The following is a 23980-nucleotide window of genomic DNA, read 5'->3' on the forward strand; positions in this document are numbered from 1 at the left end:
ATGGATAAAACGATCGTGTTCAAGTGTGGAGGCAGTGTCATTCGAGAACTTTCCGATACCTTTTATGAAAATGTCCGCTCACTTCAAGCTGCTGGATTTAAACTGGCTATCGTACATGGCGGGGGTCCTGAAATCACGAGCATGCTGCAAAAATTAGAAGTGAAAACGGAATTTGTAGATGGACAGCGCAAAACAACAAAGCCGGTGTTAGAGGTAGCCGAAATGGTCCTTTCAGGAACGGTGAATAAATACTTTGTTTCAGAGTTGGCAAAGCATGATATATCATCTGTCGGTGTATCTGGTAAAGATGGACAGATGCTTGTCGCCGATTTTCTCGATCAAGATGTATATGGGTACGTTGGCGAAATCAAAGAAGTCAATCCAGAGATGGCAGAAGCACTAATGGAGAAACAATTCATTCCCGTCATCGCGCCGCTATCTATGACCGAAGAATGCCAAACGTTAAATGTAAATGCTGATCTTGCAGCATCAGCAGTCGCAGGAGCTATGAAAGCTGATAAGCTCATGTTTGTCACAGATGTGGAAGGAATTTTAAAAAATGGTGAGCTGTTAGACGTTGTCACCGAACAAGAAGCTCTCAAGCTCATCGATGAAGGTATTATTTCCGGGGGAATGATTCCAAAAGTGCAATCTGCGCTAAGTGCTTTATCGGGAGATGTGGATGAAGTCATGATTGTGAATGGAAAAGGTAGTATTTTTACAGGAGATACCTTTAAAGGAACTCGAATTGTAAAACAAAAGGAGGCGGTCCTGTGAGTCATCTCTTTCAAACGTACGGACGGTGGAATGTTGAAATTAAAGAGGCAGAAGGTTCTTGGGCAGTTGATACAACTGGGAAAAAATATTTAGACTTTATACAAGGCATTGCGGTCACGAATTTAGGTCACAATCATCCAAAGGTCAATCAAGCCATCAAGAAGCAGCTTGATGAGGTCTGGCACGTATCAAATCTATTTGAAAATGGACTGCAAGAAAAAGCAGCGGAAAAGCTGGCAGCCAACAGTTCAGGAGATCTCGTATTTTTCTGCAACAGCGGGGCTGAAGCGAATGAAGGGGCTATCAAATTGGCCCGAAAAGCAACAGGTAAAACAAATATTGTGACGTTTTTGCACTCTTTCCATGGGCGCACGTATGCTGGTATGGCTGCCACAGGTCAAGATAAAATCAAAACTGGTTTTGGACCGATGCTGGAAGGCTTTCATTATGTACCGTTTAATGACCCTGAAGCGATCACAGCGTGTGAAATCGATGATGTCGCAGCGGTCATGCTGGAAGTGGTGCAAGGTGAAGGTGGAGTGAATCCAGCTACAGCTGAATTTCTAGAAGCCGTTCAAACGTTTTGCAAAAAACATCAAGCACTGCTGATTGTAGATGAAATCCAAACGGGTATTGGGCGAACAGGGACAGCATTTGCCTATGAGCAATCGGGACTTGATCCTGATATTATTTCAGCCGCAAAAGGTTTAGGAAATGGATTTCCAGTCGGTGCAGTGATAGGGAAAAAAGCTTTAGGGGATGCATTTTCTCCAGGATCTCATGGCACAACATTTGGTGGCAATATGCTCGCTATGTCAGCTGTGAACGCAACCCTTGATGTAATATTCAAAGAAGACTTTCTTTCAGAAGTGAAAGAAAAGGGTGCGTACCTCTTAAAGAGACTGCAAGAAGTCAAACAGCTGAACATCGTGAAAGAAGTAAGGGGCAAAGGATTAATGGCAGGAATTGAGTGTCATCAGCCAGTAGGTGATTACATCACAGCCCTTCGAGAGCAAGGTTTGCTTGTGCTTCCAGCTGGTCCGAATGTCATTCGTTTATTACCTCCGCTGAATGTCAAAAAAGTTGAATTGGATCAAGCCATTGAAGCAATCATTCAAGTGTTAGCAAATGAAGCAGTAACGGTCTAAATTTTTTTACACCAAAACGCATAAACATGCATTTATATTATTAATTATTCAATATGGGGTGACACAAGCATGAAAGGTTATTTAAATTTAGAAGATGGAGCCTCTTTTGAAGGAGATCTGACAGGAGAAGCTGGCATGACAGGTGAAGTGGTCTTTTTTACAGGGATGACAGGTTATCAGGAGGTGCTCACAGATCCTTCTTATAAAGGACAAATCATTGTCTTCACATATCCGCTCATCGGAAATTACGGCATCAATCATGAAGACTTTGAGAGCAAAAAACCACAAGTGAAAGCGGTCGTTGTCTATGAGGCAGCTGACCATTTTTCTCATCACCTTGCAGCCGTAAGCTTAAAAGATTATTTACAGAAGTGGAACATTCCGCTTCTTACACATACAGATACTCGTGCAGTCGTGCAGAACATTCGAGCAAATGGAACGATGAATGCAGTGCTTAGTTTAGACGAAAATGAAACGCCTCCTGCAATGAAGCAAGACAATGTGATTGAGCAGGTCACAGAAGATGAAGTATACACACAAGGAAGCGGCGAGGAACATGTAGCGCTCATTGATTTTGGCTTTAAAAAATCTATTGCGGACTCACTCGAAGCGCGCGGCTGTAAAGTCACAGTGATTCCGTACAAACAAATGGAAAAGGTATTTGATATCAAGCCAGATGCGATCCTTTTGTCAAATGGACCTGGAGATCCAAAAACAATGAAGCCATATTTAAAAACCATTCATGACATCATGATGACCTTCCCGACACTAGGCATTTGCTTAGGTCATCAATTAATTGCTCTTGCGCTTGGCGGGGATACGTATAAGCTTCCTTTTGGCCACCGCGGAGCGAATCATCCTGTACAAGATACAGAATCAAAACGTGTCTTTATGACAAGCCAAAATCATAGCTATGTGGTCAATGAAAAAAGCATGAATGACAAAGAAGTGGACGTCAAATTCCTCCACGTGAATGACGGATCTGTTGAAGGATTCATTCATAAAGAGAAGCTGATTATGTCCGTTCAATTTCATCCAGAAGCACATCCAGGCCCTGCAGAAAGTGAATGGGTATTCGATGATTTTATTGAGAAAGTGAAACAAGCAAGGAGAGAAGTCGCACATGCCTAAAGATCAAAGCATACAAACCATTCTAGTCATCGGGTCTGGTCCAATCATCATTGGTCAGGCAGCAGAATTTGATTACTCAGGAACACAAGGTTGTATGGCCTTAAAAGAAGAAGGCTACAACGTCATCTTAGTGAATAACAACCCAGCAACCATTATGACAGACGAGTCATTTGCTGATGAAATTTATTTTGAACCGCTTTCAGTTGATTCAGTGACAAGAATCATTGAAAAAGAGAAACCAGATGGTCTTTTAGCCAATCTTGGCGGACAGACGGCTTTAAACCTTGCTGTCGAGCTGGAAAAAGCCGGTGTGCTGAAAAAGCATGGGGTAAAACTGCTCGGAACGTCAGTTGAAACAATTGAAAACGGTGAAGATCGTGAGAAATTCCGTGCTCTCATGAAGCATTTGAATGAACCTGTACCAGAAAGTGAAATTGTGGATAATGCGAAAGACGCCCTTCAATTTGCAAAAGAAGTGGGCTTTCCTGTCATTCTTCGACCAGCCTACACACTTGGTGGTAAAGGGGGAGGCATCGCTTTAACTGAAGAGGCTTTTAAACCGCTGATTGAAGGTGCTCTTCTAGCGAGTCCGATTCATCAGTGCTTAGTTGAAAAAAGCATTGCTGGCTTTAAAGAAGTCGAGTATGAGGTCATGAGAGATCGTCAAAATACGTGTATCACTGTATGTAACATGGAAAATATCGATCCAGTTGGTGTGCATACAGGCGACTCGATTGTCGTTGCACCGTCACAGACATTAACGGATCAGGATTATCAAATGCTCCGTTCAGCGAGCTTAAAAATCATTTCAGCGCTTGATGTCGTTGGCGGCTGTAATATCCAGTTCGCTCTTGATCCACTTAGCAAAGAATATTTTGTCATTGAGGTCAATCCTCGGGTCAGCCGATCTTCTGCTCTTGCATCGAAAGCAACAGGCTATCCGATTGCCAAAATGGCGGCAAAACTTGCGGTCGGTTATACACTAGATGAATTGAAAAATCCGCTTACAGGAACAACGTATGCTAGCTTTGAGCCGGCACTCGATTATGTCGTGGTGAAATTCCCGCGTTGGCCGTTCGATAAATTTAAACAGGCAGACCGGAAATTAGGCACAAAAATGAAGGCGACTGGTGAAGTCATGGCGATTGACCGTAATTTAGAATCTGCCATTCAAAAAGCCGTCGCATCACTTGAAATCAAAACAAAGGGCTTCCACTTGCCTGAACTGAAAGAACATTCGACTGAACAGTTATTTGAATTAATCAAAACACCGGACGATCGCCGTTTCTTCGCTGTCATGGAGCTGCTTTCCAGACAAGAAACCGTTGAAACGATTCATGAAACGACGAAGATTGATCTGTTTTTCTTACATGTCTTCAAGAATATGATCACACTCGAACAAGAATTGAAGAATCATCAGGGGACGCTATCCAAAGACACCTTAAGAAAGGTGAAAGAAAAAGGCTTCCTTGATGAAACAATCGCTTCTCTGACGGATCGCAGTGAACAAGATATCAGACAGCTTCGTCAAGAGTATGGCATTGCCGCTTCATTTAAAATTGTCGATACATGTGCGGCTGAATTCGATGCAAAAACGAATTACTTCTATTCTACGTACTTTGGCAAAAGTGATGGAGAGCATCAAGAGAAAACAAAGGAGCGTGCACTCATCATTGGCTCTGGTCCGATTCGAATTGGGCAAGGGGTCGAGTTTGATTATAGTGCCGTTCACGGCGTTCTTACTTTACAAAAGCTTGGATTTGAAACCATCATGATGAACAATAATCCAGAAACGGTTAGTACCGATTATGAGATTGCAGATCGTTTATACTTTGAGCCGATCACGTTAGAACATATTTTAAACGTAGTTGAAGCGGAGCAAATTGATTTTGTCATCGTTCAATTTGGCGGGCAGACAGCAATCAATGTGGCGGAAGGTTTAGAAAAAGCCGGCGTTACCTTGTTAGGCACGTCCTTTGACACACTAGATGCATTAGAAGATCGCGATTTATTCTATCAGCTTCTTGATGAACTGAATCTTCCTCATGCAAAAGGAGATACAGCACATTCAAAAGAAGAAGCACTGGAGCATGCTGCAAGCATCGGGTACCCTGTTCTTATTCGTCCATCATATGTCATTGGTGGAATGGGCATGATCGTTGTTCATACAGAAGCTCAATTGGCAGAACTACTTGATCAGCCAGATCATTTACCTTATCCGATCTTAATTGATGAGTATGTCACTGGAAAAGAAGTGGAAGTGGATCTCATTTCAGACGGACAAACGACATTCATTCCAACCATTGTTGAGCATATTGAAAAAGCGGGCGTACACTCAGGTGACAGCTTTGCCATCTTACCAAGTGTCTCTATTAGTGAAGACATCAAACGACAGGTGTATAACGCTTCTGAACAAATCGCAAAGAAATTAGCTTTTAAAGGCATTATGAATATTCAATTTGTGATAAAAGGGAACCAGGCGCTCGTATTAGAGGTGAATCCTCGGGCAAGCCGGACTGTTCCAGTTGTAAGTAAAGTCATGGGTGTTGACATGATCCCAATGGCGACTCAGCTGTTAGCTGGTGCAACGCTTGAAGAATTGAAACCGGCAACGAAGAATAAGGGGGGCACAGCTGTTAAATTCCCGGTCTTCTCCTCACATGCCATTCAAGATATCGATTTAAAGCTCACACCTGAAATGAAGGCGACGGGTGAAGGAATGTGTGTAGGAAAGAACGTCGAAAGCGCCTTGAAAAAAGTGTTTGCACCGATCTGGAAACAGAAAGGAAGCCTCTTTATACAAGGCAGTGAATTATTCGTAGATGAAGCAAAACGAGCAGGCTTTGACGTCTGGACTGGCAGCTTTGAATCGTGGCTGCAACAAGACGATAAATCGCTTCACATTCATTTAGGTGATGATGAAGAGGCAAAAGAACAGCGTGTAAAAGCACTCACACATGGTGTTCAAGTTTTAACCGAATATGAAACGGCGCAAGCGTTCCTGCAAGGAAAAGATGGAGATGTATCACCAGTATCTCTCCACGAATTATATAAAAAGGAAGTGACGGCATGAGCCAAGTCGACGTGCAACCGGCATTATACGGAAAAGACTTTTTATCGTTAAAAGACTTTTCGATCAATGACATTGCGTACTTAATTGAAAAAGCAGAAGAAATGAAACAACATCCATATCAAGATTTATTCAAAGGAAAAACATTAGCGATGATCTTTGAAAAATCTTCAACTAGAACCCGTGTCTCGTTTGAAGCGGGCATGACGCAGCTAGGCGGACATGCGCTCTTCCTCAGCTCAAATGATCTGCAAATTGGCAGAGGAGAAACGATTGGTGATACAGCGCAGGTGCTGTCTGGGTATGTAGATGGCATTATGATTCGAACCTTTGAACATGAGAAGGTAGAAGAACTTGCAAAATACGCCTCTATTCCAGTGATCAACGGACTAACGGACTACTCTCATCCATGTCAGGCACTGGCTGATTTACTGACGATTAAAGAAGCAAAAGGCACACTAAAAGGTGTGAAAGTGGCGTACATCGGTGATGGGAATAATGTGGCTCATTCCTTAATGGTCGGCTGCGCGCAGTTAGGCTGTGACATTGCCGTTGCATCACCAAAAGGCTATGAACCTCTTCAAGAGGTGACAGACACTGCTCAGGCGTTTGCAAAACAATCAGGCGCAGAAGTCATCGTCACAACAGATCCAGTAGCTGCTGTTCATGATGCAGATGTCATTTATTCAGACGTATTTACAAGCATGGGACAGGAAGCTGAAACAGAGAAACGTCTAGCTGAATTTAAAGAATATCAAGTCAATGAGGAACTCATGCAACATGCAGCAGCAGATTATATCTTCCTTCATTGTCTGCCGGCACATCGCGGAGAAGAAGTGACGGCTGATATCATTGATGGACCACACTCTAAAGTATTCCAGCAAGCAGAAAACCGCCTGCATGTGCAAAAAGCGTTAATCAAAGAGCTCATGTATCAACAACCTAAATAAATCACAAGTGTCCCTGTCTCGACTGAGCAGGGACTTTTTACATATTGGATTGGAGAGGCAATGGACGGGACATAATAACATCAATCGAGAAAGGAGGATGGAAATGGGTCAACAGCATCAGTTTAAATCTGGTAATAAAGCACCTAATAATGGTGTTTATATCGAAATCGGTGAGACCGGTAGTATGGTGAAAGATCCTTTAAAGATAAAGCTTAAAGCAGGAGACGTCTTTCCGGATAACTCGAACCATAACCGTGTTTGGACTTACCAAAGAAAGCCGTAAGCAATTGACTAAGAGTCCATATGAATAAGTCTTTAGAGGCATGTGTCATGCCTCTTTTTTCTTTATAATAAAAAACAATTAAGTTCCAATTTTCAAATAAATAGTATGAAAAAAAGAAAGATTAAGGTAAAATATGTATAAATTAGTATAAGGTTGAAAGGATTTGTGTGATGGAAAAGATGAATCTCAGTGAAAGTGTTTGGAATAAACGCTTCACCTCATTGTTCATATCAAGACTCATAAAAAATACAGGAGAAAGTTTTGCTTTTACATCCGTTCTTTGGTTATTGATTTTAAGAGGGGATGGAGCGCTCGGTACCGGACTTCTTCTAGCAGTGACAGTTCTTCCTTCATCATTGTTGGCCCCAATACTAGGACCTCTTATGAAAAGACATCATTTATCTAAATGGATGTTTGCTTCAGATGTCATTCGAGCAACCATTGTACTCATTATTCCACTACTGCATTTTTCGCACATATTGCCTCTATGGTTATTGATCTCATTAATGGTTATTCAATCGGCAACAGGTGCAGCCTATAACCCGGCTTCTGTGGCCATCCTGCCGCAGATTGTTCCAAAGCATCTCATTCAAAAAGCAAATGCGATCCTGCAATCATCTTTTGAAATTGTCGCACTTGCTGCGGTGATGGTCGCTGGTCTTTTGGTCAAATTAATTGGCCCTGCAGATACGCTTCTGATCACCACTGCTTTATTTATCATATCGGGCTTGTTCATTATTGGCGTTAAACTCCAAAAGTCAGATGCAGAAAAAGCAGCAGACATTAAGCAAGCAAAGAATACATATCTGTATAACTTAAAAAGAGGCTTTCTAGTCGTTAAAAATCATCATATTTTATTTGCACTAACCCTTTATTGTATTTTAATGAATGTCGCCGCAGCTCCGTGGCAGGCATTATCCGCTGTATATGTAGCAGAAGCGCTGCAAAGTGATTCAATGGTGTATTCCATTTTAAGAGGTGTCGCTGCAGTCGGTGCGTTTATGATGGGCTTTGCACTGGCGAAGGTGAAAATCAAAAGATTCGGCTTGTTCTTTATTGTCGCAGGCATGATTGAAGGAGCTGCATTCGTTATCACTGGAATGAGTACATGGCTTCCAGTCGTTCTTCTAGCTTCCTTTATTTTTGGTGCAGCCGTCAGTGCGATCAATGTCCCAGAGATGGTCATTATTCAAACGTCTGTTGACCAAGAAGATCAGCCGCAAGTATATGCCGTGATCAATGCGTCATCAAATGTCTTTCTCCCGCTTGCAGCCGTCATATCGGGCGTCCTGGCAGAACGCTTTGGAGCAGGACCTGTCATTGCGGGGGGTGGTGTGCTTGAAATTTTATCGGGCATCGCGATCTTCCTGTTCACAGGGCTTGCGAAAAGCCATTTGTCAGCAGACAAACAGAAGTCCGAAACGGTTGAGGTGTAACTCAAAAACCCCCTGTAATTGACGGCAGGGGGTTTTAGCGTGCGCTCTCAACTTCTAGTCATCATTCTGAAAAAAAGAAAAAGAGCTAATCTCAAATCATTAGCTCTTTTCCAGCAATATTAAGAATGTTCTGTTGAACTTTCTGTTTCTTTCATTGGACTTACTTCAGCAAAGATGAATAAAATAACCGTAAACACTATGGCAAGAATGGAAGTTAACGTAAAATCATAAGCAGCTCCATTCATAGATGAAACGATGTAACCAGCCATATGTGTCAGCAGAAAAGTCCAAATGAGGGTGATAATGTAATGCATTATTCCACCGTCCTTTATGTAACAATCTATTGACTATCATACCATAGATACGAGTTCAGAGAAAAGACTGTTTTCCGCCTTTATGTGACCATTTTGAGACCTTCTACTATAAAAATAAAAAGAATTCTTCTGTCTTTAGGGGATTTCCTTATTCCTACAAGAGTTGTTGTTCATATCATAGAAAGCAGAATCACTGAAAGGAGGCTGGCCATATGGGTGTAAGCGAACGTTTTTTCCAGCTTGGTTCCCAGTGGAACGTCATTCACCTTCCTCAAAAACCAAATGGCTTTGGCATTCTAATCCTCGGTGACCGAAATCACTTTGTGCAGGAAAATACATCATTCTGGCTTCAGCATTACGGGAGAAACCAGCTTTTAACTGCTTTAAAGGATGAAGGATATACATTGTTTAATAGTCATCTTCATGGGAATCACTGGGGATGTGAAGATGCTGTTTTTAGTGCGAAACAGCTTGTTCATCACACATTAAAACAAGAAATATTAAACCGCGAAATTCATGTGCTGGCAGAGGGAATGGGCGCACTTGTCGCCATGAGTCTTGCCGAAGAAATGCCAGAAGTGCTAAGGTCTATAGCCATGATGAATCCATGTTTACACCTGCAAGCACAAAGAGAAAGAGAAAAGGAACACAAATTCTTCTACAAACAGTTCATGAAAGAACTCGCACAGAGCTATGGGTGCTCTGCAAAGGAAGCAGAAACGTATCCACATCCTTCTTGCCCCGTTCATTCAGCTCATGTACCGATTCATATATGGCAGAGACTAAACGGCGCACCGTATGCCTATGAACTACATGCAAAGCCATTTATTGATCAACATATGATGAATCCAGACCATTGTCAGATGGACCTTACCTTGCATATGTTTGATCATCCAAGAAGAATCTTTCAGTCCATTCACAAGTTTTATAAATCGCATGAAAGAGAATTGTAATGAATAGGATGATAAGAGCCCTTCATGGAAAGGGCTCTTCTTTTTATTCGATATGCTAAAAAAGGGGACATGAACATGGAAACAGGACTGATCATAGGTGCAGATGAATTTTTTGGACTGACACTTTGTGAATATATGATGAAAGAGGGCATACAAGTGGATATCACATATCCTAAGGAGCAGTCAGAGGAGCAAAAAATGTTATTAGAAGAGCGGATGATGTGGCTCGGCCGCAATGATCTTGTCCGCGTTATTGAGGGTCAAGATAGGAAAGAGGCATATGACCTGATCTTTTTTCAATTAGATGATTCAATGAACAGAGAGACAGACCTCGAAGCGAAGCATGGCATATACCGCTTGTTTTACGAAGAACCCGAAAGCATTTCGCATGAACAAAGCGTTTCGGCTGTTATCCTTCCACGCATGTTTGGTCCGTGGACACTCAATGAAGAGAGACGAATAAAGGACGATCACGCATTTTTTGTAGAAGATGTCGCAAAGGAGCTTTTAAAGTGGGCACGGACTGATCAAAGGCAGGAAATGATCCATCAATTGAAGGTAGAAAGACAAACAGGTGACAAACAAGCAGAAGAAATCATAGAAGAATGGAAAAGACAAAACTCAACATTTTTCGACAAAAAGCAAGAATGATCTTCCATCTTATCTTTTTTCAGTATAAAATAAACCTATATTTAACATACAGGTTCATGCCTGCGTGTTGCAAAGGGAGTTGAACATGGCATGAAGTACCAGCGGCTTGTCATGATCTTTTCGTTCCTTCTTCTTATGCTATCTGCCTGCTCGCAGGCGCCGTTAAAAGGACATATTGAGAAGGTGGGTTTACTCGTTCCCGATACGATTAATGATCAAGTTTGGGGAACGAAAGGTTATAAAGGCTTATTAAATATCCAATCAACATTTGGTGTAGATGTTTATTATAAGGAAGGGATGGTCGACAAGGAGAAAATCGTTGATGCCATTGAAGAATTTCATAAAAAAGGAGTCAATTTGATTATTGGCCATGGCAATGAATACAGCGAAATTTTCAACTTGATCAGTGAAGATTATCCGAAAACACAATTTATCACGGTCAATGGAAGCAAGCCTCAAGCTGATAATGTCACAAACGTCACGTTTAAAGGAGAAGCAATGGGCTTTTTCGGAGGCATGACAGCAGCACATATGTCCAAAACAAAAAAGATTGGTATTCTGGCTACATATGATTGGCAAAGTGAAGTAGACGGTTTTATCAAAGGTGCAAAATATCAGGACGAACATGTGCAAGTCCTAGCGGAATTTGTCGAAAACTGGGATGATGCTGACAAAGCGGTGAACCTCTATCAAAAATTGAAAAAACAAGGTGTAGATGTTGTGTATCCAGCAGGTGATGGTTATAATATCCCTGTCATTGAACAAATCAAAACCGACAATTTATCTGCGATCGGATATGTCACTGATCAATCCAACCTTGGAAGCCATACGGTGTTAACTAGCACTGTACAGCATGTCGATAAAGCGTACAGTATCATTGCGAAGAAGTTTAATGAAGGCAAGCTAAACGAACAAGGTGAGTACTCCTTTGACTTTAAAGAAGGAGTGATCGAAATGGGGAAATTTAGCTCAACCATAGACCGCGCTTTTGTGAAAGACATTGAGAAGGATATTGCGAATTACAAAAAAACAGGCAAATTGCCAAATGAAAAGTGAGGACGTTGAACATGCAACACGAAAAATCGATGGAGTTTTTACAAATTGCGATGAAGTATTTTCCACAAGCAAAAGAAGAATTAGATAAAGCAGGGATTCAGCTTGATCCACAAGCACTTCAGCCGCTTCTCTCTTTGTTTACATCTGTCATGCAAGAGGCATATGAGCTTGGAAAAGCAGATGCAGCATCAGAAAAAGCCACAGAATAGTGGCTTTTTTTTTATGATAATTTTTTCCTGAAGGCACTAATCATAGGACCAACATCTTTAAACACAGGCTTCAGCTCATCGATGGAGTTCATAATGTTTCCAATTTGATTCATGACATGCATGTAGTCAATGGAGTCATCACTTGAAGAAGTCTCTGCACGCTCCTCCTTTTTTTCTGTCTTGCTTTTCTCCTTTTCAAGCGGCTGACCAAACATCATTGCTGAGAAAATATCCTTTTGCGCCATATCACATGTTCCTTTCTACTATTGGTATATCATTAATCTATGAAAAAAGTGAGAGGAAAGGTTAGACGTTTGTATTGCCAAGGAGAAAAAAATAAGGTAAAATTAGTACCAGATACTAATATAAGATCACAATATCACATGCTCGTATGAGTAAAAGGAGTCTTATTCAATGAATGCTGGAATTATTGGCCTTGGCCGCTATATACCTGAAAAAGTATTAACAAATCGCGATTTAGAAAAAATGGTTGAAACTTCTGACGAGTGGATTCGTACTAGAACAGGTATAGAAGAAAGAAGAATTGCATCTGATGATGTCAATACATCTCATATGGCGCTTGCTGCTGCAAAAAAAGCATTAGCTGACGCAGATGTGGCTGCAGAAGATATTGATATGATTCTTGTAGCGACAGTTACGCCAGATCAAGCATTTCCGACAGTCGCTTGTATGATTCAAGAGCAGCTCGGTGCACATAAAGCATGTGCAATGGATATTAGCGCTGCCTGCGCTGGCTTTATGTATGGGCTTGTTACTGGAAAACAATTTATCGAATCTGGCACTTACAAACATGTGCTTGTCGTTGGTGTAGAAAAGCTTTCTCGCATTACCGACTGGGATGACCGCAACACAGCTGTTTTGTTTGGAGATGGAGCAGGTGCTGCTGTACTAGGAACAGTCAGCGAAGGCAAGGGAATTCTATCATTTGAGCTTGGAGCCGATGGAAGAGGCGGGAAGCACTTGTACTTAGATGAAAAAGATCATACAATCATGAATGGAAGAGAAGTATTTAAATTTGCTGTTAGACAAATGGGCGAGTCAAGTGTAAACGTGATTGAAAAAGCTGGACTATCAAAAGAAGACGTAGACTTCTTGATTCCGCATCAAGCAAATATTCGCATTATGGAAGCAGCACGCGAACGCTTAGAGCTGCCAGTTGAAAAAATGTCGAAAACAGTCCATAAATATGGAAACACATCAGCAGCATCCATTCCAATTTCATTATGTGAAGAAATCGAAGCCGGAAAAATTCATGACGGCGATGTGATTGTAATGGTTGGTTTTGGTGGCGGATTAACGTGGGGCGCAATCGCTATGCGATGGGGCCGATAAAAGAGTGGGGTGCACAAATTAATGGATAAGAAACGAGTAGTTGTTACAGGATTAGGTGCTTTGACACCTCTTGGCAACGATGTAGAGACAACATGGAAAAATGCTGTATCAGGTGTATCAGGTGTTGGCCCGATCACACGTGTTGATTCAAGTGAATATACAGCAAAAGTAGCAGCAGAACTAAAAGATTTTAACATCGAAGATTACATGGAGAAAAAAGAAGCGAGAAAGATGGCACGCTTCACACAATATGCAGTCGTTGCTGCTCAAAAGGCTTTAGAAGATTCACGCCTCGAAATTACAGATGAAAACGCACCTCGTGTTGGGGTATGGGTTGGATCTGGTATTGGCGGACTTGAAACATTCGAAGAGCAATTCGAAGTGTATTCAAATAAAGGAGCTAGACGCGTAAGCCCGTTCTTCGTTCCAATGATGATTCCAGATATGGCGACAGGTCAAATTTCGATTGCACTTGGCGCAAAAGGGGTTAACTCTTGTACAGTGACAGCATGTGCGACAGGAACAAACTCCATTGGTGATGCCTTTAAAGTGATTCAGCGCGGAGATGCAGATGCGATGATTACAGGTGGAACAGAAGCACCATTAACGAAAATGTCGTTTGCTGGTTTCTGTGCAAACAAAGCCCTTTCGACAAATCCTGATCCAGATACAGCAAGTCGTCCATTTGATAAAAACCGTGACGGATTTGTTATGGGTGAGGGAGCGGGAATTGTTGTTCTTGAAGAATTAGAGCATGCGTTAAAACGTGGTGCGACCATTTATGCAGAAATCGTTGGCTACGGTTCAACTGGAGATGCATACCATATCACAGCACCTGCTCCAAACGGAGAAGGCGGCGTACGTGCAATGAAAGAAGCAATTCGTGATGCAGGTTTAACAGTGGAAGAAATTGATTATATCAATGCCCACGGAACAAGCACACCGTATAATGATAAGTTTGAAACAATGGCGATTAAAGAAGTGTTCGGAGAGCATGCGAATCAGCTTGCGATCAGTTCGACAAAATCAATGACAGGTCATTTACTTGGTGCAGCAGGCGGAGTAGAAGCGATTTTCTCTGTTCTGGCGATTAAAGACAGTGTCATTCCGCCAACGATTAACCTTGAAACACCAGATGAAGAATGTGATCTTGATTATGTAGCAAATGAAGCACGTTCAAAAGAAGTACAAGTTGCGTTGAGCAACTCACTTGGTTTTGGCGGGCACAATGCGACAATTATCTTCAAAAAATACGAAGCGTAATATGTCTTAAGAAGGCGGCGATCTATAAACAGATCGCCGCCTTTTTGCATATGATGAAAATGGAGGTGTTCAGCGGTATGGGTCTGATCAATACACAATATCTCATCCAACAATCATCATCATTTCAGGAGCTGGCGGCACGTTTTGTCCCTTATTTTAAAGGAGCGGAGAAAAAAGAAGGATCATCTATTCTCGCCCATTTACAACATCACGGAATGGTGCGATCATGGAACGCCTGCCAGGAAATGATCGACAAGCTCAAAGAAAAAGGGTATTTCAAGCTTGTGATGAAAGAATACAAAGCGCTGCAAAAAAAGTGGGGAGGTCCTGATGTCCCCGTCTTTATTTTGCCTGTTAATGAGAGCAGCAAAGAGATCAGAGAACAATTTTACTTTCAATCAGGCATGGCATTTGATGACAAAATCTTTCTTTTTTTATCCCCACATACACCGAAGGAGCGAATCGGTACGTTGCTGACGCATGAATATCATCATGTATGCAGGTTGCATTTTCTCACGAAAGAAGAAAAAGATTTTACATTCCTTGATACAATCATGATGGAGGGGCTCGCTGAATATGCTGTGTATCATAGATATGGAGAAAGCTATACAGCAAAGTGGACGACTTTATATGACGAATCGCAGCTGCAGCGCATGTACAAGAAATGGGTATCCAGTCACCTTTATCAGAAAGTGCAGGACGACGAAAGGCTGATACAGAATCTCCTTTATGGAAAAGGGAACTACCCCAAAATGCTTGGCTATGCCACTGGATTTTATATCGTGAAAAAGTATTTCGATGAGCACCGAATCAGCGAGGAGTCTATGATTGCGGAGCCAGCGGAAACGTTTTTAAAGGCGATAGAATCATAAATACAAACATTCACAAAAAAAGTGACATATTACAATTTTACTAAATACTTCTTGATTTCGTCATGCTGATGTAATAATATACAAATATAAATTTTGATAATTCTTTTTATTCTAAAAAGACAGATTTTTTGATCCGGTTCATTTAATCTATGGAGAAAGGGGCGAATGCATGAGCACACTGCTTGAAGTGCAAAACTTAAAAACCTATTTTTTTCGAAAAAAGGAACCAATACCTGCTGTTGATGGCGTTGATTTTAGTATCAAAAAAGGGGAAACAGTCGCATTAGTCGGTGAGTCTGGGTCTGGTAAAAGTATTACGTCTTTATCCATCATGGGTCTGATTAATGGGACTGGTGGGAAGATTATGGATGGTTCCATTAAGCTTGATGGAAAAGACCTTGTTACATATAGTGAAAAGGAATTGTGCAATATTCGCGGTAATGATGTATCCATGATCTTTCAGGAACCCATGACCTCACTTAATCCCGTCTTAACCATCGGGGAACAAATAACAGAAATCCTCATTTACCACAAAAAACTTTCAAAAAAAGAAGCGACCAAAAAAGCGATTGACTTGCTAAAGCTTGTAGGCTTTTCCAGGCCAGAACAAATCATCAAAGATTACCCGCACCGTTTATCCGGCGGTATGCGTCAACGAGTCATGATCGCCATTGCGCTAAGCTGTGATCCGAAGCTCCTCATTGCGGATGAGCCGACTACTGCTCTCGATGTGACCATACAAGCCCAGGTGCTGACCTTAATGAAAGATTTATGTTCGACCTTTGGTACATCTATACTTCTCATTACGCATGATTTAGGTGTTGTGTCGGAAGTAGCAGACCGCGTCATTGTCATGTACTGCGGACAGGTTGTTGAAAATGGAACCGTTGAAGAGTTGTTTGATCAGCCGCTTCACCCATACACAGAAGGACTGCTTGAATCCATTCCAGTCATTGACGGAGACATTCAGCCATTAACGGCGATAAAAGGAAATGTCCCTGCGCCAGATCAGCTTCCGACAGGATGCCGTTTTGCGCCTAGATGCCCGAAAGTAATGGAACGCTGCATAGGTGAATTGCCCAAACTGACAACCTTTGAAAATGGTAGAAGCGTCAGGTGTTTCTTATATGAGGAGGCAAGCCAAACATGACACTTGCTGAAAATCAACCATACATGACAGATCGATCTGAGAAAGAAACCATCCTGGAATTAAAAAATATACGAAAACACTTTCCGATTAAAGCTGGGGTGCTGCAAAAGAAAGTAGGAGCAGTCAAAGCGGTTGACGGCATCGACTTAAACATTTATAAAGGCGAAACGTTAGGCATCGTTGGAGAGTCTGGATGCGGTAAATCCACATTAGGACGGACGATGATTCGTTTATATGAACCAACAGAAGGACAAATTCTATTTAAAGGGCAAGATATCTCTCATGTATCTGAATCAAAACTAAGACAATCAACAAGGAAAAACATCCAAATGGTTTTTCAAGATCCCTTTGCATCACTCAACCCTAGAAAAACACTTCGAAGTATCATCAAAGAACCCTACAAAACACATCACTTATATTCCTTAAAAGAAAGAAATGAAAAAGTAGAACAGCTTTTATCCAAAGTCGGCCTTCACCCAAGTTTTGCGAATCGATACCCGCACGAATTCTCCGGCGGACAAAGGCAGCGGATCGGTATCGCTCGTGCACTTGCCATGAATCCTGAAATGATCATAGCAGATGAGCCTGTTTCAGCGCTTGACGTCTCCATTCAGGCGCAGGTCATCAATTTGATGGAAGAGCTTCAAGAAGAGTTTGACCTCACCTATCTCTTTATCTCTCACGATCTCAGTGTGGTCCGCCACATTAGTGATCGAGTGGGCGTCATGTATCTTGGCAAAATGATGGAACTTGCAGATAAGCATAGCCTGTACGATGATCCGCTTCATCCGTATACACAGGCGCTTTTATCTTCCGTTCCAGTCACCCGTAAAAAAGGTCAGATGAAAAGGGAACGGATTATGCTGCAAGGGGATTTACCAAGCCCTGCAAATCCGCCAAAAGGCTGTGTGTTTCATACAAGATGCCCGCATGCGAAAGAAGTCTGTAAAGAAAAAGTACCACAATTTCAAGAATTAAAAACGAACCACTTTGTGGCCTGCCACCTCTACGACGCTTGATCACGCTTGTATGATCTCATCTTTGAGAGGGGGGATAAAACGGGCTTCTGTCATCATTTTTTAAAAAAGATAGGGGGAATTGTCTATGAAAGATAGAAAGAGAAAGTCCATTTTGGTCAGTTTGCTGCTGATCTTTACATTGATCCTTGCTGCTTGTTCTGGTGAAAATAAAACGTCTGGAGACAGTGAAAAGAAATCCACAGGTAAACCTGTACAAGGCGGCGATCTTGTCATTGGTTCGATTGCAGAGCCTACATTATTTAACTCACTTTACTCAACAGACGTGGCAAGTTCTGATATTGAAGAAAGAATCTATAGCTTTTTACTACAAACAGATGGAAAGCTAAACCCACAGCTGGCGTTGGCAGAAGATATTAAAGAATCCGATGACGGCAAACAGTTTGATGTGACCATTAGAAAAGGCGTGAAGTTTCATGATGGAGAAGAACTGACTGCTGATGATGTTGTGTTTACATACAGCATTCCGATCAATAAGGATTACAATGGTGAGCGTGGATCAGGCTTTGAAGTATTAGAGTCTGTCAAAAAAACAGGGGACTATTCGGTCGAATTTAAGCTGAATAAAAAAGATCCATATTTTTATAATGTCACGCTAGGAAGCTATGGGATTTTACCAAAGCATATTTTAGGTGATGTCCCTATAAAGGATCTTGGCGAAAATGAATTTAACCGAAAAAATCCAATCGGCTCCGGTCCATTTAAATTTGCCGAGTGGAAAGAAGGAGACTATGTCAAACTCGAAGCATTTGATGACTATTGGGATGGACGGCCATACCTTGATACAGTCACCATTAAAACGATTCCTGATCAAAATGCAGCCATGGCTCAGCTATCCGCAGGTGATATTGATTTCTTTGCAGTGCCTGGAGCAGAACTGCAAACAGCTGAAAAAGTTAGTAACATCAAAATCGAATCTGATCTAGGGCTAAATTATTCGTATATTGGCTGGAATCAGAAAAACGAACTGTTCAAAAGTAAAAAAGTCCGTCAAGCTCTTACCCATGCCATTGATCGTCAAACGATTGTCGATCAAGTGTTAAATGGAGACGGGAAAGTAGCCAACATCCCAGAAAGCCCGCTGTCATGGAACTACCCTAAAAATGAAAAAGTCCCAGTATTTGAATTTGATCAAGAAAAAGCGAAAAAGATGCTGAAAGAAGAAGGCTGGGAGGATACAGATGGAGATGGTTATCTGGATAAGGACGGTAAGAAGTTCTCCTTCGTCTTGAAGACGAACCAAGGAAACAAAGTCCGTGAAGATATTGCTGTCGTTGTCCAGCAGCAGCTCAAAGAAATTGGCATTGAAGCAAAACCGCAAATTGTAGAATTTAGTGCATTAATCGAACAAACAACCCCGCCAAAATGGGATTATGATGCGTTATTACTCGGCTGGAGCTTAGCGACATTCCCTGACCAATACAGCATTTTCCATTCAAGTCAGTCTGAAAAAGGCTTAAATAACATTTGGTATAAAAATGAAGAAGTCGATAAACTGCTAGTTGATGCCAAAAACTTGAGTGATCGTAAAGAGTATTCAAAGGCGTATGAAAAAATTTATGAGCTGATTGCAGAAGACCAGCCGTATACGTTCCTTTATTATGCCAACTCACATCGCGCGATGCCATCTAATCTACAAGGCTACTCTTACCACCCGAAAGATGAATATTACAAAATCGAAAAATGGTGGATTGAACAGTAGTCTGCTAGTGAAGAAGGGGAGGGGTCTCCCCTTTTTTCATCATAGTATGGCCATCCGATGAAAAAGGAGTTGTGCACATGGTTACATATATCATTAGAAGGACACTTCTTTCTATCCCGATTTTGTTTGGTATTACGATTTTGTCCTTTGCGATTATGAAAGCAGCACCAGGCGATCCGATGTCACTCATGATGGACCCGACCATTAGTGCCGCAGACCGGGAAGCCTTTATTGATAAGTACGGCTTGAACGATCCTGAATATGTGCAATATATGAAATGGCTCGGTAATATGCTTCAAGGTGACTTTGGCACATCCATTGTAAAAAAAGGAACGCCCGTGTCGGATTTGATTTTTGCCCGGCTGCCAAATACCCTCATCCTCATGATCTTTTCTACATTAGTTGCCCTGATCATTGCCATCCCATTTGGTGTTCTTTCAGCAAAACGTCCGTATACAAAACTTGACTATGGTATTACGGTTACATCATTTATCGGACTGGCTATTCCGAATTTTTGGTTTGGTTTGATCCTTATTATGGTGTTATCAGTGAATTTAGGATGGTTTCCGACCGGGGGTGTCTCTACCTTAAATGCAGATTTTAATCTATTTGACCGGCTTCATCATATTATTTTACCGGCCTTTGTTTTAGCAACGGCTGATATGGCCGGCCTTACACGTTATACAAGGTCAAGTATGCTCGATGTGATGCGGCAGGATTACATTCGCACGGCGCGAGCGAAAGGTTTTAGAGAGAACAAAGTCATCTTCAAACATGGATTGAGAAACGGTCTGATGCCTGTTATTACGATCTTTGGACTCATGATTCCATCCTTTATTGGCGGCGCAGTCGTGGTGGAACAAATCTTCACATGGCCAGGGCTTGGGAAACTGTTTATCGATTCTGCTTTTTCAAGAGATTATCCCGTCATTATGGCGATGACTGTTATCTCTGCTGTGCTCGTGGTCGTTGGAAACTTAATAGCGGATATTCTCTATGCGATCGTTGATCCGCGTATTGAATATTAGAAGGGAGCTGAAGCACAATTGGCACAACCTAATATGGGAACACCTCCAGTTGATCTCAAATTAAAAGAAGGCCTTCCACCAAAACCAGAGACGATGCTGCGTTTATTTTGCGAGAAATTTTTCAAAAATAAATTGGCGGTTGCCGGCTCCGTGATCTTATTGATCATTATCTTTTCTGCCATTTTCGCTCCAGTGATCGCTCCATATGCACCAGAGCAGCAAGATTTATTGAAGCGGCTTCAGCCGCCAAGTGCTGAGCATTTTATGGGCACTGACAAGTTTGGACGCGATATTTTCTCAAGGGTGCTATATGGCGCGCGGGTCTCTTTATTGGTCGGTTTCGTCTCAGTGGTCGGTGCAATCACCATTGGCACTGTCGTTGGCGCGGTCGCGGGGTATTTCAAAGGATTTGTTGATTCCTTGTTAATGAGGTTTGTGGATGTCGTGTTGTCGATTCCAGACATTTTTCTATTGATCACGCTCGTCACCATTTTCAAGCCGGGCGTTGATAAATTGATTTTAATCTTTGCTTTGACCGGCTGGACAACAACGGCCAGGCTCATCCGCAGTGAATTCTTATCACTTCGAACAAGAGAGTTCGTACTCGCGGCGAGAACCATTGGAACGAAAAATCATGTCATCATCTTTTCGCATATTTTACCGAACTGTATCGGTCCTATTATTGTATCGGCTACATTAAAAGTAGGCTCCGTGATTTTAGCTGAATCAACGCTCAGCTATCTTGGCTTTGGTATTCAGCCGCCAACGGCAAGCTGGGGCAACATGCTGCAAGATGCACAAAATTTCTCGATTATGGTGCAAGCTTGGTGGTATCCGCTTTTCCCAGGTCTCTTTATTTTAATAACGGTTCTTTGCTTTAACTTTTTAGGAGATGGCTTAAGAGATTCATTTGATCCTAAGAGGATATGAACGAGTCATAATCAGGCTGTAGAAAGATCTCAATAGCCTGATTATATGGTTCATTCCCACTTGATATTTAGAAGTATATAGGTACAAGAAAAGTAATTGATAGAGTTTGGATTATTTAATGATTGAAGGTTTGGTAAACTCCTTTTCCTGTTGCTAAGATATTGTTTTTTCGTTTCAATAGTTTTTTTGACCTATTTAAGGGCTGAAAAGCTGTCCTTTATTGTAACAGGCAGTCAATTACGGAGGAGATGGAGTTTATGATCGATTTTTTTAGTATTTCTAATTCTAATGGCATTAATTTAGATATAGAGATGAAGGAAGATTATACTAAATTAATTTGCATAAGAAAAAAATATATAAAAACCAAAAAATATAATATCTAATTATTTACTTAAAATGAATAATATGGTAGAGTAATATATAGATATTCTTTATAATCTACCCATAATAAGTAGCACATTACTTTCCTCAAAGAGTAACACAACATTTTATCTTCGTATTTCTGCAATTTATATCACATTTATTTCTCTAATTCATTATTAATATCTCCCAATCAATGACTTTTTTCTTGAAAACAATCCCTATTTAGAAAAAAATAATTTGTGTGATTCATTTTATTAAGTATAGAGAGGTGAGAAATTTTGGTATGATCAAAAACTTAAAATTCAAGTATATAGAAGCAGGCGAATTTCATTTTGGAACAGAGTGGAACAAAGAAAAGTTTATAAACATGGTAAATAATTATAATGTTCCGCTTGAATGGTTATTAAAAGAAGTCCCTCAGAAAAAAGTATATTTAAATGATTATTGGATTTCTGAAACTCCAGTTACGATTGGAATGATGAAAGAATTTTATCAAAATAATCCACATGTGCAAATGCCCTTAGTCATAAAAAAACATATTAATAATAACGATTTAGATTTCCCAGCATATCACATTAATTTTGAAGATGCGTTGATGTTTTGTTACTGGGCTTCAGAAACCTTGGGAGAGTGTATAGATCTTCCAACTGAACCCGAGTGGGAAAAAGCCGCTAGAGGAAGTTGGGATGATAGAGAATTTCCATGGGGCGATGAGATAATTGAGAATGTAAATATAAAAGGTCATGTAAAAGCAATTAAACATTATAAGGGAGGAAATGGGGAGAATTATTTAATTATTGGTGGAAATAATGGATTCTTACAATGCTATCGAGTCAATAAAGATGGATCACTCCTATTAATAAAGGAATATATTTTTTAATGCGAAAGTTAAGGTTACTATTAGCGGCTAACCTGATTTCAACTGTGGGAACCGGAGTAACTTCTTATTTAATCATTTGGTTGCTGATAGACCAATTGAATCAATCAGTATTGTATGGAATTTTAACCATTGTCACGATGATTTTTGTGTTCTTTGCTTCGCCCTTTTTAGGAAGCTTGGTTGATAGACACTCTCGGAAAGCTATCTTCCTGCAATTAGAATTAATAGGTGCGTTCATGCTGATTGTTTTTCTCATCCTCTTTGATATTTCAAATTTCCTTAATATTTTTCTTGTCGTTTTATTAACACTATATAATACAATTTATGATTCAATAAAATACCCAACGTTATCAGCTTTAACTCAAGAAATGTTTAAAGAGGATGAGTATAGTAAAGTCAATAGTAGTTTAGAAGTTCAGGGGCAAGCAGCTTTGATGATTAGCTCTAGTTTAGCCGCTTTTATGATCGGTCAAATATCCATCACCCTTATATTGGTTATGAATATCGTGACATTTCTTGCCGCTTCAATTATCATATACAAACTTCCTTATCAACGAAGTCGTGTGGTAGAAGAGGAGACCAATGCCACGAAGAGTGTATCATACTGGGTTAACTTTAGGTCTTCACTTCAATACCTAACTCAACGGAAAGTTTTGTTCGTAATTTTATTAACGACTTTTGTGCCTAGTATTGTTATTATTGTGGCAAATTATTTGGATCCAATTTTTATTTATCAATTTTTGAATGAAGGTCCCTCAGTAATTGGTATTGCAAATATCTTTTACGCAGTCGGAGCAATTGGCGCTGGTTTCGTAGCCTATCAAATGTCAAAGAGACTTCCACATATTCAAGGTGTCATTATGTTTATGATCGTATTTGCTATTTCAACAGTCGTTATCTTTCTTTTCCCTCACTCTGTGACATTTATTGTAGCAAGTTTTTTTTGGGGTCATTCAAATGCTGCCATTAGAGTATTTAGAAAAAGTTATATGTTCCAACATGTTGATAATGCATATATGGGACGTGTCAACTCATTAATTAATGCATGTAAGTTATTAGGTCAGATTGCTTTAATTGGAACTTTAACTATAACTGTTGTGCCAGCTGGAAAATCTCAATATGGATATCTTATTTTATTCATCATCGTATTTGCTGCTCTATTCATCACATCATATTTATGTATGAAAAACTTTAATTACAAGAATGAAAAAAAGTATACTTCTGTCTGAGAGTTGACTTTAGAAAGAGGAGCGTTAACGGAAATTGGTTATATGAATTGATCAATTGTTTTGTGTGTTTTAATTTTGCTAAAATAAATATTAACATTGAAATCAGAAAAAGCAGACTTTACTTTAAAACACATCCAACTCCATCTTGCTGCACGAGTTTCAAGTATTAGGTTTTCATTTTAGGATGATTGAAGC

Annotated in this window: 23 protein-coding genes; 21 read left to right on the top strand and 2 right to left on the bottom strand. The window is 40.7% G+C overall.

Annotated elements, in window-relative coordinates; genetic code table 11:
• The 7 genes from argB (at position 1) to NSQ64_RS06400 (ending at position 8795) form a co-directional block, all read left to right on the top strand.
• Positions 1–777, top strand: a complete 777-nt coding sequence (gene argB / locus NSQ64_RS06370) for an acetylglutamate kinase (protein ID WP_017360181.1) — start codon at positions 1–3, stop codon at positions 775–777.
• Positions 774–1925, top strand: a complete 1152-nt coding sequence (locus NSQ64_RS06375; protein ID WP_008348527.1) for an acetylornithine transaminase — start codon at positions 774–776, stop codon at positions 1923–1925. Before argB ends, NSQ64_RS06375 begins: the two co-directional genes overlap by 4 nt.
• A gap of 69 nt (positions 1926–1994) precedes the next feature.
• Positions 1995–3056, top strand: a complete 1062-nt coding sequence (locus NSQ64_RS06380) for a carbamoyl phosphate synthase small subunit (protein ID WP_045034690.1) — start codon at positions 1995–1997, stop codon at positions 3054–3056.
• Entirely contained in the window at positions 3049–6129 is a 3081-nt protein-coding gene (locus tag NSQ64_RS06385) for a carbamoyl phosphate synthase large subunit (RefSeq protein WP_341015642.1), read from the top strand. Before NSQ64_RS06380 ends, NSQ64_RS06385 begins: the two co-directional genes overlap by 8 nt.
• Positions 6126–7076 (top strand): ornithine carbamoyltransferase, encoded by a 951-nt coding sequence (gene argF / locus NSQ64_RS06390; protein ID WP_268381752.1) that lies wholly within the window; start codon positions 6126–6128, stop codon positions 7074–7076. Before NSQ64_RS06385 ends, argF begins: the two co-directional genes overlap by 4 nt.
• Before the next feature lie 103 nt (positions 7077–7179).
• Complete coding sequence (locus NSQ64_RS06395; protein ID WP_008348517.1) at positions 7180–7359, top strand: YjzC family protein; 180 nt, start codon at positions 7180–7182, stop codon at positions 7357–7359.
• Between the two features lie 170 nt (positions 7360–7529).
• Complete coding sequence (locus NSQ64_RS06400) at positions 7530–8795, top strand: MFS transporter (RefSeq protein ID WP_268381751.1); 1266 nt, start codon at positions 7530–7532, stop codon at positions 8793–8795.
• Positions 8796–8914: 119 nt separating this feature from the next.
• On the opposite strand, the gene NSQ64_RS06405 is transcribed toward NSQ64_RS06400, so the two are convergent.
• Positions 8915–9109: a YjzD family protein gene (locus NSQ64_RS06405; protein ID WP_024720055.1), complete on the bottom strand. Its 195-nt coding sequence runs from the start codon at positions 9107–9109 to the stop codon at positions 8915–8917.
• Positions 9110–9321: 212 nt separating this feature from the next.
• On the opposite strand from NSQ64_RS06405, the gene NSQ64_RS06410 reads away from it, so the two are divergent.
• From NSQ64_RS06410 to NSQ64_RS06425, 4 genes are all read left to right on the top strand, one after another.
• A complete protein-coding gene (locus NSQ64_RS06410) occupies positions 9322–10062 on the top strand; it encodes a hypothetical protein (RefSeq protein WP_341015646.1) in 741 nt (246 codons plus the stop codon).
• A 75-nt stretch (positions 10063–10137) separates the two neighbouring features.
• The gene (locus tag NSQ64_RS06415) at positions 10138–10713 is read left to right on the top strand and encodes a nad binding enzyme (protein WP_268381750.1); all 576 of its coding nucleotides are present in this window, start codon (positions 10138–10140) and stop codon (positions 10711–10713) included.
• A 90-nt stretch (positions 10714–10803) separates the two neighbouring features.
• A complete protein-coding gene (locus NSQ64_RS06420) occupies positions 10804–11769 on the top strand; it encodes a BMP family ABC transporter substrate-binding protein (protein WP_268381749.1) in 966 nt (321 codons plus the stop codon).
• A gap of 11 nt (positions 11770–11780) precedes the next feature.
• A complete protein-coding gene (locus tag NSQ64_RS06425) occupies positions 11781–11978 on the top strand; it encodes a ComZ family protein (protein ID WP_008348507.1) in 198 nt (65 codons plus the stop codon).
• Between the two features lie 11 nt (positions 11979–11989).
• On the opposite strand, the gene NSQ64_RS06430 is transcribed toward NSQ64_RS06425, so the two are convergent.
• On the bottom strand, positions 11990–12223 hold the full coding sequence (locus NSQ64_RS06430) for a hypothetical protein (protein ID WP_268381748.1): 234 nt from the start codon (positions 12221–12223) through the stop codon (positions 11990–11992).
• A gap of 169 nt (positions 12224–12392) precedes the next feature.
• Here NSQ64_RS06430 and NSQ64_RS06435 point away from each other — a divergent pair, with 169 nt between their 5' ends.
• From NSQ64_RS06435 to NSQ64_RS06480, 10 genes are all read left to right on the top strand, one after another.
• Positions 12393–13331 (top strand): beta-ketoacyl-ACP synthase III, encoded by a 939-nt coding sequence (locus NSQ64_RS06435; protein WP_024720058.1) that lies wholly within the window; start codon positions 12393–12395, stop codon positions 13329–13331.
• A gap of 21 nt (positions 13332–13352) precedes the next feature.
• The gene (fabF, locus tag NSQ64_RS06440; protein WP_100324881.1) at positions 13353–14594 is read left to right on the top strand and encodes a beta-ketoacyl-ACP synthase II; all 1242 of its coding nucleotides are present in this window, start codon (positions 13353–13355) and stop codon (positions 14592–14594) included.
• Positions 14595–14671: 77 nt separating this feature from the next.
• Positions 14672–15466 (top strand): DUF2268 domain-containing protein, encoded by a 795-nt coding sequence (locus NSQ64_RS06445; protein WP_056407963.1) that lies wholly within the window; start codon positions 14672–14674, stop codon positions 15464–15466.
• 169 nt (positions 15467–15635) lie between these two features.
• Positions 15636–16616: an ABC transporter ATP-binding protein gene (locus NSQ64_RS06450; protein WP_341015655.1), complete on the top strand. Its 981-nt coding sequence runs from the start codon at positions 15636–15638 to the stop codon at positions 16614–16616.
• 23 nt (positions 16617–16639) lie between these two features.
• A complete protein-coding gene (locus tag NSQ64_RS06455) occupies positions 16640–17635 on the top strand; it encodes an ABC transporter ATP-binding protein (RefSeq protein WP_024720061.1) in 996 nt (331 codons plus the stop codon).
• Positions 17636–17720: 85 nt separating this feature from the next.
• Positions 17721–19355 carry a peptide-binding protein gene (locus NSQ64_RS06460; RefSeq protein WP_341015658.1) on the top strand — a complete coding sequence of 545 codons (1635 nt, stop codon included), beginning with the start codon at positions 17721–17723 and terminating at the stop codon, positions 19353–19355.
• Positions 19356–19432: 77 nt separating this feature from the next.
• Positions 19433–20383, top strand: a complete 951-nt coding sequence (locus tag NSQ64_RS06465; protein WP_008348492.1) for an ABC transporter permease — start codon at positions 19433–19435, stop codon at positions 20381–20383.
• A gap of 33 nt (positions 20384–20416) precedes the next feature.
• Positions 20417–21313 carry an oligopeptide ABC transporter permease gene (gene opp4C / locus NSQ64_RS06470; protein ID WP_171465232.1) on the top strand — a complete coding sequence of 299 codons (897 nt, stop codon included), beginning with the start codon at positions 20417–20419 and terminating at the stop codon, positions 21311–21313.
• Between the two features lie 646 nt (positions 21314–21959).
• The gene (locus NSQ64_RS06475; protein ID WP_171465176.1) at positions 21960–22556 is read left to right on the top strand and encodes a formylglycine-generating enzyme family protein; all 597 of its coding nucleotides are present in this window, start codon (positions 21960–21962) and stop codon (positions 22554–22556) included.
• Positions 22556–23785 carry an MFS transporter gene (locus tag NSQ64_RS06480; RefSeq protein WP_268381744.1) on the top strand — a complete coding sequence of 410 codons (1230 nt, stop codon included), beginning with the start codon at positions 22556–22558 and terminating at the stop codon, positions 23783–23785. The genes NSQ64_RS06475 and NSQ64_RS06480 overlap by 1 nt, the downstream gene beginning before the upstream one ends.
• Positions 23786–23980 lie beyond the last annotated feature (195 nt).

It is taken from the genome of Bacillus sp. FSL W8-0183, from assembly GCF_038006825.1.
In the GTDB taxonomy this organism is placed as follows: domain Bacteria; phylum Bacillota; class Bacilli; order Bacillales; family Bacillaceae; genus Bacillus; species Bacillus altitudinis.